The 7,319-nt window shown below is 71.3% G+C and carries 5 protein-coding genes; 1 reads left to right on the top strand and 4 read right to left on the bottom strand.

Translation table 11 applies throughout. The annotated features are described in order from the left end of the window. Positions 1–670: maltotransferase domain-containing protein (locus tag ACFWWR_RS09150; RefSeq protein ID WP_384302621.1), on the bottom strand; the 670-nt coding region annotated here is incomplete at its 3' end. 217 nt (positions 671–887) lie between these two features. Beyond that, positions 888–2,087, bottom strand: coding sequence for a S8 family peptidase (locus ACFWWR_RS09145; RefSeq protein WP_383876658.1), 1,200 nt, complete (start codon positions 2,085–2,087; stop codon positions 888–890). A gap of 290 nt (positions 2,088–2,377) precedes the next feature. Between ACFWWR_RS09145 and ACFWWR_RS09140 the strand changes: the two genes are divergently transcribed. Further along, positions 2,378–4,996 (top strand): glycosyltransferase family 1 protein, encoded by a 2,619-nt coding sequence (locus ACFWWR_RS09140; protein WP_383876660.1) that lies wholly within the window; start codon positions 2,378–2,380, stop codon positions 4,994–4,996. A gap of 6 nt (positions 4,997–5,002) precedes the next feature. Here the strand turns inward: ACFWWR_RS09140 and ACFWWR_RS09135 are convergent, their stop codons facing one another. Both ACFWWR_RS09135 and ACFWWR_RS09130 read right to left on the bottom strand, forming a co-directional pair. Then, positions 5,003–5,521, bottom strand: a complete 519-nt coding sequence (locus ACFWWR_RS09135; protein ID WP_383876663.1) for a DUF1990 family protein — start codon at positions 5,519–5,521, stop codon at positions 5,003–5,005. Between the two features lie 71 nt (positions 5,522–5,592). After that, positions 5,593–7,260 (bottom strand): M4 family metallopeptidase, encoded by a 1,668-nt coding sequence (locus ACFWWR_RS09130; RefSeq protein ID WP_383876665.1) that lies wholly within the window; start codon positions 7,258–7,260, stop codon positions 5,593–5,595. Between the last annotated feature and the right edge of the window lie 59 nt (positions 7,261–7,319).

Raw genomic sequence — 7,319 nt, 5'->3', positions numbered from 1 at the left:
GCAGCGTCTCCGACGCGGTCACGAACTCCCTCAGCGGATACCGCGAGAGGACCGCGTCCACCTCCGGCGTCAACGCCGCCGCGAGGCGCGTCGCGGCGGGGCGGGTGTCGTCGCGCAGGGTCTCCACGGCCGCGAGGAGGACCTGGCGCTTGCCCTTCTTGGGGACGCCGGCGGCTGCCCGTTCGTACAGCCGGGCGCCCTCCTCCAGGACGAGTTCCGTGTCCATACCCGCAGGGATCTTGATGTGGGCGTGGTGCCGCCAGGTGGTGACGGGGTCGCCCCACGCCTCCACGGTGTACGTCCAGTGGCCCGGGGCGCCGGGGGTGACCTCGGCGCCCCAGCGGTCGGTGCCGGGCGTCAGTTCGCGCATCGGCGTCCAGGGGCCCGGGCGGCCTTCCGGATCCTTCAGCACGACGTTGGCGGCGACGGCATCGTGCCCCTCGCGGAAAACGGTGGCCGAGATCTCGAAGGTCTCGCCGGTCACGGCCTTGGCGGGCCTGCGTCCGCGCCGGACGACCGGGCGGACGTCGAGGACGGGTATGCGTCCGATACCGGTGGTGTCGCCCGCGGAGGGGGGCTCCGGGGTCGGCGGACCGTCGTCGACCGGGCGCACGGGAACTTCTTCGGTGCTCGGTGTCGGGGGTGCTGACGAGTGGTGCGTGGCGGGCATGACCGCTCCTGTCCGCGTCAACGTGGGTGGGCGGATGGCTGTGGGGAGGTGGGTCCTGCGTGGTAACCCTGTGGTCTTCCTGAGGGGCGTACCGGGGGAGCCTTCCCACCCTATTCGGGTGAGCAATCCGGCACTTTGTTAACTACTCACGCGTATGTCTGCACACAAGACCGGCCCCGTTCAGGCCGAACGGGGCCGGTACGGGAATCGATCCCGGTCAGCGCGGTATCTGGAGCAGTTTGTTCGGTGATCCGAGGCCTCGTCCGGATATTTTCCCGGATGCCGCCCGGGCGACCAGTGCCTTGCCGACCTGGGCCGGAGTGGCTTTCCGGTGATCCGCGAGATAGAGCGCGGCCGCGCCCGCCGCGTGCGGCGACGCCATCGACGTACCGGAGGCGGTGGCCGCCGCGGTGTTGCTCGCGATGGATGCCGACGTGATCGACACACCTGGCGCGAACATGTCCAGGGCCGAGCCGTGGTTCGAGAAGCTCGCCCTGGCGTCCTTCCGGTCGGTCGCGCCGACCGTGATCGCCTGCCGTACGCCCGCGGGCGAGTAGAGCGACGCCGGCATGCCGTCGTTGCCCGCGGCGACCGTGTACGTTACGCCGGACGCGATGGAGGTGCGTACGGCGGCGTCCAGTTGGGCGTTGTGCAGGCCGCCCAGGCTGAGGTTGGCGACGGCGGGCTTCCTCGCGTTCCTGGTGACCCAGTCGATGCCCGCGATGACCTGGGCTGTTGTGCCCGCCCCCGCGTTGTCGAGGACGCGCACGGCCACCACCTCGGCCTTCTTGGCGACGCCGTACTTGGTGCCGGCGACGGTGCCGGCGACATGGGTGCCGTGGCCGTTGCCGTCGCCCGCGCTGCTGTCGCGGCCGACGAAGTCCCAGCCGTGACTCGCCCGGCCGCCGAAGTCCCGGTGGCCGATCCGGATGCCGGTGTCGATCACGTAGACCGTGACGCCCGCCCCCGCGGACTCCGGCCAGGTGTAGCTCTTGTCGAGCGGCAGGTTCGGCCGGTCGATGCGGTCCAGGCCCCAGGACGGCGGGTTCTTCTGGACGTGGTCCAGGGTCACCCGGGTGTCCTGGACGACCGAGGCGACGTGCGGGTCGGCCGCGAGCAGCCCGGCCTGTCTCTCGTTCGCCCTGACGGCGTAGCCGTTCAGCACCGTTCCGTAGGTATGGCTGATTGTCGCCCCGTATTTTTTAGCGAGGCTTTTTCCGGCCACCGACGCGGCCTTCGTTCCCCCCTCGAGTGTCACCAGGTAACTTCCGCCGACGGAACCGGGTTGTCCGGCGCCGAGTATCCGCCCCTCCGGTACGGCGTGCGCGGGCAGGGTGATGGCCGAAAGCGCCGCGGCGCAGGTCACCGCGGTCAGACCCCCCGCCCGGCGCAGACGCCGTGTTCGCGTCCGTGCCATGGCTTTGTACCCCCTCCTCGACTCGGCGTACGACAGCCGGGGTGCACCGCCTGCGCGGCACCTCCGGCCGGTACGCCACTTGGCAGCCTCTCGTGCGGTGTGAAGTACGACAAGGACGCCTACGGGGGCGGAATCGGCCAAATCGGGTGAGGGGGTCGTAGGGTGCGGCAGGAACCGTGCCCGCGGGAAGGCGCCGTGGTTACGAAGGCCTCGTGCCCGATACCGTCGAAGCTGACGACGGGACGCACACCGCCGTGCGTCCTCTTCCTCACGCTCGTTCGAGGTGGAATGTGAAGGCGATCCGTCGATTCACCGTCCGACCCGTGCTCCCCGACCCCCTGCGGCCACTGAGCGACCTAGCGCGCAATCTGCGCTGGTCCTGGCACGCGGAGACCCGCGATCTCTTCCAGTCCGTCGACCCCGAGCGCTGGTCCGCCTCGGGCGGTGACCCGGTACGGCTGCTCGGCAGCGTGCGGCCCGGTCGGCTCGCCGAGCTCGCCGAGGACCGCCGCTTCCTGCGCCGGCTCACCGCGGTCGCCGACGATCTGCACGACTACGTCACCGGCGCCCGCTGGTACCAGACCCAGACGGCGGACCTGCCGGCCGCCGTCGCCTACTTCTCACCCGAGTTCGGCGTCACGGCCGCCCTGCCCCAGTACTCCGGCGGCCTCGGCATCCTCGCCGGCGACCATCTGAAGGCGGCCAGCGACCTCGGCGTACCCCTGATCGGTGTCGGGCTGCTCTACCGGCACGGCTACTTCCGGCAGTCCCTGTCCCGGGACGGCTGGCAGCAGGAGCACTACCCGGTCCTCGACCCCAATGAGCTGCCCGTCGCCCAGCTCCGGGAGCCCGACGGCAGCCCCGCCCAGGTCTCCCTCGCGCTGCCCGGCGGCAGGCAGCTGCACGCCCGGATCTGGCTGGCCCAGGTCGGCCGGGTCCCCCTGCTGATGCTGGACTCGGACGTCGAGGAGAACGACCTCGGCGAACGCGGGGTGACCGACCGGCTCTACGGCGGCGGCAGCGAGCACCGGCTGTTGCAGGAGATGCTGCTCGGCATAGGAGGAGTGCGGGCCGTACGGACGTACTGCCGCCTCACCGGTCACGCCGAGCCCGAGGTCTTCCACACCAACGAGGGCCACGCCGGCCTCCTCGGGCTGGAGCGGATCGCCGAACTGTGCGCGGAAGGCCTCGACTTCGACTCCGCTCTCGAAGCGGTCCGGGCCGGGACCGTCTTCACCACGCACACCCCCGTCCCGGCCGGCATCGACCGCTTCGACCGCGAGCTGGTCGCCCGCCACTTCGGCCCCGACGCGGAACTCCCGCGCATCGACGTCGGGCGCGTCCTGCAACTGGGCATGGAGACCTATCCAGGCGGTGAACCCAACCTCTTCAACATGGCCGTGATGGGCTTGCGCCTCGCCCAGCGCGCCAACGGCGTCTCCCTGCTGCACGGCAAGGTCAGCCGGGAGATGTTCTCCGGGCTCTGGCCGGGATTCGACCCCGAGGAGGTGCCGATCACCTCCGTGACCAACGGCGTGCACGCCCCGACCTGGGTCGCCCCGGAGGTGTTCCGGCTCGGCGCCCGGCAGGTCGGCGCCCAGCGCACCGAGGACGCCATGACCGTCGGCGGCTCGGAACGCTGGGACGCGGTCGCGGACATCGCCGACCAGGACATCTGGGAGCTGCGCCGCAGCCTGCGCGAGCAGCTGGTGACGGAGGTGCGGGAGCGGCTGCGCGCGTCCTGGCGGCAGCGCGGCGCGGGTACGGCCGAGCTGGGCTGGATCGACGGGGTGCTCGACCCGGACGTCCTCACCATCGGGTTCGCGCGGCGCGTCCCGTCGTACAAGCGACTGACGCTGATGCTGCGCGACCGCGACCGGCTGATGGACCTGCTGCTGCACCCGGAGCGGCCGATCCAGATCGTGGTCGCGGGCAAGGCGCACCCGGCGGACGACGGGGGCAAGCGGCTGGTGCAGGAGCTGGTGCGGTTCTCGGACGATCCGCGGGTGCGGCACCGGATCGTGTTCCTGCCCGACTACGGGATGGCGATGGCGCAGAAGCTCTACCCGGGCTGCGACATCTGGCTGAACAACCCGCTCCGGCCGCTGGAGGCGTGCGGCACGTCCGGAATGAAGGCCGCGCTCAACGGCTGCCTCAATCTCTCCGTGCTGGACGGCTGGTGGGACGAGTGGTTCCAGCCCGACTTCGGCTGGGCGGTCCCCACCGCCGACGGCGTCGGCACCGATCCCGACCGGCGCGACGACATAGAGGCCGACGCGCTCTACGACCTTCTCGAACAGCGGGTCACCCCGCGCTTCTACGAGCGCGGCCAGGGCGGGCTGCCCGACCGCTGGATCGAGATGGTCCGCCAGACCCTCACCCTGCTCGGCCCGAAGGTGCTGGCCGGGCGCATGGTCCGCGAGTACGTCGAGCGGCTCTACGCCCCGGCCGCCCACGCCCACCGCGCGATGGCCCCCGACGCCGCCCGCGAACTGGCTCAGTGGAAGTCCAAGCTGCGCTCCGCCTGGCACGGGGTGACCGTCGGCCACGTCGAGACGACCGCGGCCACCGCCACCGCCGAACTCGGCACGACCCTCGGTCTGCGGGTCCGCGTCGGCCTCGGCGGGCTCGCCCCGGAGGACGTCGAGGTGCAGGCGGTCTCCGGCCGGGTCGACGAGGAGGACCGGATCACCGACGCCACGACCGTCCCGCTGAAACCGGCGGGCAGCCCGGATCCGGAGGGCCGGTGGGTGTACGAGGGTCCGCTGTCCCTGGACCGGACGGGCCCCTACGGCTACACGGTCCGCGTCCTGCCCGCGCACCGGCTGCTGGCGTCCGGTGCGGAGCCGGGGCTCGTGGCGCTGCCGTCACAGGAGGTGGTGGAGGCCGCGGGGGTGGTGCTGCGGTGAGCCCGCTCAGATCTTCTCGACCGGGGCGCACAGCCGTCGCAGCACCGCGCCGCACCGCTTCGCGTACGCGTGCTGCAGCCCGCGCGTCGCCGGGCCGCCGGCGCGGGCGTACCACTTGGCGCCCCGGCTGAACGCGGAGATCGTCAGCCAGACCGTGCCGTCGCCGGTGCGGTCCACGACGAAGGACTCCTCGCCGCACTCGGGGTGACCGGTCAGCGTGCCGTACGCCCAGCCGGCGCGGCGGGGCTCCTCGACCGTCCAGACCACGCGGCAGGGGGCCTTTATCAGCCCGGCGAGGGTGACGGTGACGTCGACCTCGGGGGCGGCGCGGTCCGCGCCGGCGTCGATGCCGACGCCCAGCTCGCGGTGCATCTCCCAGGTGAGGACCGCCTCGGAGGCTCTGCTGAAGACCTCCTGGCCCTCGCCGATACGTGCGCGCACGTGCAGGGGGTGGAAGCCGGGCGGGCAGAAGCCGTCCTGCCGGGTGGAGCCGACGTGGTCGTACGTGAAGTCCGTCAAGGGCATGGTGCCCAAGAGTAGGGCGGCCCCCGGGGATGCCTTCGTCCCGGGGGCCGCCCGTCTCGACCGGTGAAACGTCAGGCGACGTTGACCGCCGACCAGGCCGCCGCGACGGCCTTGTACTCGGTGCTGGTGGAGCCGTACAGGGCCGCCGCCGCGCTCAGGGTGCCGGTGCGGGCGCCCGCGTAGGTGGTGGTCGACGTGAAGTACTCGGTCAGCGCCTTGTACCAGATCTGGACGGCCTTGGCGCGTCCGATGCCGGTGAGGGTGGAGCCGTTGGAGGTCGGGGAGTTGTAGGCGACCCCGTTGATGGTCTTGCTGCCGCTGCCCTCGCTGAGCAGGTAGAAGAAGTGGTTCGCCGGGCCGGACGAGTAGTGGACGTCCAGGTTCTTCAGCGTGGACGACCAGTAGTTGGCCGAGCCGCCGTCCTTGCTGGGCTGGTCCATGTAGCGCAGCGGGCTGCCGTCGCCGTTGATGTCGATCTCCTCGCCGATGAGGTAGTCACCGACGTCGTTGGAGTTCGCCGCGTAGAACTCGACCGCCGTGCCGAAGATGTCGGACGTGGCCTCGTTCAGGCCGCCGGACTCCCCGCTGTAGTTCAGGCCCGCCGTGTTCGACGTGACACCGTGCGTCATCTCGTGGCCGGCCACGTCCAGCGACGTCAGCGGGTGGGTGTTGCTCTCGCCGTCGCCGTACGTCATGCAGAAGCAGCTGTCGTCCCAGAACGCGTTGACGTACGCGTTGCCGTAGTGGACGCGGGAGTAGGCGGCCTTGCCGTCGTTCTTGATGCCGCTGCGGCCGAAGGTGCTCTTGTAGAAGTCCCAGGTCGTCTGCGCGCCGTAGGCGGCGTCGACGGCCGCGGTCTGGTCGGTGGTCGAGCTGGAGGCGACGCCGGTGCCCCAGGTGTCGTCGGCGTCGGTGAACAGGGTGCCCGCCGAGGAGCTGGTGCCGTGCGCCTTGTTGTACGTCTTGTGGCCGCCGCGAGAGGTGTCGTACAGCTGGTACGTCGAGCCCGACAGGTAGGTGCCGAGGGTGACGGTGCCGGAGTACAGGCTCTTGCCGGAGCCGGTCTCGATGCCCTGGTACTCGAAGAGCTTCTTGCCGGTGGCGGCGTCGGTGATGACGTGCAGCTGGTTCGGGGTGCCGTCCTCCTGGAGGCCGCCGACGACCGTCTCGTAGGCGAGGGTCGGCTTGCTGCCGTTGCCCGCCCAGATCACCTTGCGGGGCGCGGCGTCGGCCTCGGTCTTCTCCGAGCCGGCCGACTCGGCGGCGGTCACGGCCTGCTTCTCCGCCTTGGTGGCGGCGATCGCGGGCTTGAGCGAGGCGACCTTGATGGTGGTCTTCGTCGCCTTGGTGACGCCCTGGGTGGCTCCGGCCTTCGACTCGTGGACGACCAGGTCGCCGCCGAGGACGGGCAGGCCCGCGTAGGTGCGCTCGTAGCGGGTGTGGACCGTGCCGTCGGCGTCCTTGACGACGTCTCTGACGACCAGCTTCTCCTTGGCGCCGAGGCCTATCTCCTGGGCGGTGTCGGCCGCGGTGTCCTGCTGCTGCTGGATGAGCGCGGTGCGCGCGGCCGGGGCGAGCGAGGTGGGGGCGGCGAGGGGCTTCGCGCTTCCGGTGCTGTCCGCGGGGGACTGGGCGGAGGCACTGACGGCGGTCAGCCCTGTGGTGAGCAGGGCTCCGGCGGCGACGGTGGTGGCGATGGCCAGCGTCGTGCGACGGTGACGCGCGTAGATGGAGGACACACAAGCTCCTTCGGTGGGGGGCTGCTGGGAAGTTGTGCGGCGGGTGAGGGAAGAGTGGC

The organism is Streptomyces sp. NPDC058678 (genome assembly GCF_042714835.1).
In the GTDB taxonomy this organism is placed as follows: Bacteria; Actinomycetota; Actinomycetes; order Streptomycetales; family Streptomycetaceae; genus Streptomyces.
The sequence above is the reverse complement of the archived record's forward strand: the minus strand, read 5'-3'. Positions and strand labels throughout refer to the sequence as shown.

Coding starts and splice junctions, on each gene's coding strand:
- ACFWWR_RS09135 (WP_383876663.1), bottom strand. CDS start 5,521: ATGCCCTTGACGGACTTCACGTACGACCACGTCGGCTCCACCCGGCAG.
- ACFWWR_RS09145 (WP_383876658.1), bottom strand. CDS start 2,087: ATGGCACGGACGCGAACACGGCGTCTGCGCCGGGCGGGGGGTCTGACC.